Raw genomic sequence first — 2,237 nt, 5'->3', positions numbered from 1 at the left:
AAAAAGTGTGCATTTTTTGGGATTTCAAGAGATGGCAAAGAAATTTTCAAATCTCCTCCTGACTCCTGACTCCTGACTCCTGACTCCTATGCCCTCACGGAAAGACTTTCTCAGCAACCCCTATTTAGATGTCTGATTTTTCCGTTAAATTATCGCCCAAATACTTCGCCCCTACAACTTATGACAAATTAATACATTCTATTGTGGAGATGTCTAATGAAGTACACTTGAGTCTATTCAATTTGGAATCTGACTAGACTGAGGAATAGGAGTGTCGGAGAGTTTTTGCGTAAGTCCTAAAAAATTCACAATTTTCAGTCCGATGTCGCTCACTTTAGATAAATTACTTTAAACGCCCTGAACGTAAAATACTAATAATTAACCATAAACCTAATAAACTAGCAGCAGCAAATAACAAGCTGCTCAGAAAAGATAATTGAGAAGTTTGAGCTTTACTAGAAATAATTGCTGCTCCCATTATTAGAGAACCTACTAAAATACTAAAAGAAAGACGGTTGGCTGCATCATCCATTGTTCGGCGCACACCGTCTAATCCTCTTAATGATAAATTCCATTGTAGAGTTTCTGATGTTACTCTGTCTAATAATAGTTCAATTTGCCGGGGAGATTGTAAAGAGAGACTTTTAATATCTAAAGCAGTCCGTAAAAGAGAACGAACCGGACTATCTCCTAATAACTGACGACGAAACAAGTCAGTGATTAATGGTTGAATTTCATCAAATAAATTAACTTCTGGGTTAAAGGTACGCGCTACCCCTTCTAAATTTGCTAAAGTTTTGGCATATAAACCCATATTACTGGGTAAGCGAATTTTATTATTACGAGCAACTTGTAAAATTTCATAAATTATTTGACTAAAATTGATCTCAGTTAAACTGACATTATAATACTTTCGCAACATTCGATCATAATCATTTTCTAAGCGAGATAAAATCACAGGTTGAGCAGAATCAGAAAGTTGTAAAGTTAACTGAGCGCACCTTTGAGCATCCAAATCAACAATTGCTAATAACATTTCTGTAAGAATTTGTTGAGTGCGGGGATCAAGTCTACCCACCATGCCACAATCTAAAAGAGCAACACGCCCATCCGTCAGATAAAATAAATTGCCAGGATGGGGATCAGCATGAAAAAAGCCATCAATATATAATTGTTGAAAAAATACTCTAAATAATAAAGTAGTAATTCCTTTCCGTTTAACAATAGAATCTTGAGCATTTTCGGGATTTAAATCTGCTGTTAAAAGCGGAACACCATTCAACCATTCCATCACTAATAATTTTTCTGTAGTCAAATGCCAATAAATTTCTGCAACTACAATTTGCGTGGGATCATACCAACGACCTTGGGATAAATTGCGCCGCAGTTGGTCTGTATAACCGGCTTCTCTTGTAAAATCTAATTCAGCTTCTAAAGCTTTAGTAAATTCCTCAGCAATAGATTTGATGTCATAAATTTGTCCAAAATCAGTTCTCGCCACCAAATCCGCAATACCTTGAATTAAGGATATATCTTGGGTAATGGTGACATCAATACCTGGTCTTTGAACCTTCAAAGCAACTTCTCGTCCATCAGAGAGAGTAGCACGATGAGTTTGGGCAATTGATCCCGCTGCTACTGGTATATGATTAATTGTTTGAAAAGTTTCTTCCAGTGGGCGCTTTAGCTGTTTGCGGATCACAACTTCAACTTCACCCCAAGGAACTGCGGGTACTTCATCTTGCAGGGTTGATAGTTCTTCAATATAAGCAGCACTTAATAAATCTGGACGGGTAGAAAGAAGCTGACCGAGTTTGACATAAACCGGACCCAAATCCACCAAAACATTTTTTAATACCGCAGGTGTAGGTAGTTGAGGTTCATCGGTTTTACCACCAGTCAACAACCGTCGCATATAGTCCCAACCATTGCGAAGGACTACTTCAATAATTTCCCGTTGTCGAGGCACAGTTTGGGTTAAAAACATATTGGTGATTGGTAATTGGTGATTGGTAATTGGTGATTGGTAATTGGTAATTGGTAATTGGTAATTGGTAATTGGTAATTGTTGATTGTTAATTGGTGATTGGTAATTGGTGTTTGGTAATTGGTCATTGGTAATTGGTAATTGGTACGAGTTGACACCAAAACATAAAATAGAGTAACCAGTCACCAGTCCCCATTCTCCACTCCTCATGCACCACTCACCAATCATCAATCATCAATCTCCATTAACC

The 2,237-nt window shown here is 37.5% G+C and carries 1 protein-coding gene; it reads right to left on the bottom strand.

The window, feature by feature from the left end:
• Positions 1 to 343: 343 nt before the first annotated feature.
• Positions 344 to 1,987, bottom strand: a complete 1,644-nt coding sequence (locus FFR48_RS27425) for an ABC1 kinase family protein (protein WP_137669531.1) — start codon at positions 1,985 to 1,987, stop codon at positions 344 to 346.
• Positions 1,988 to 2,237: the final 250 nt, after the last annotated feature.

The organism is Sphaerospermopsis reniformis (assembly GCF_005402885.1).
In the GTDB taxonomy this organism is placed as follows: Bacteria; Cyanobacteriota; Cyanobacteriia; order Cyanobacteriales; family Nostocaceae; genus Sphaerospermopsis; species Sphaerospermopsis kisseleviana.
Note: the sequence above shows the minus strand (reverse complement) of the source record. Positions and strands in the feature narration are given on the sequence as shown.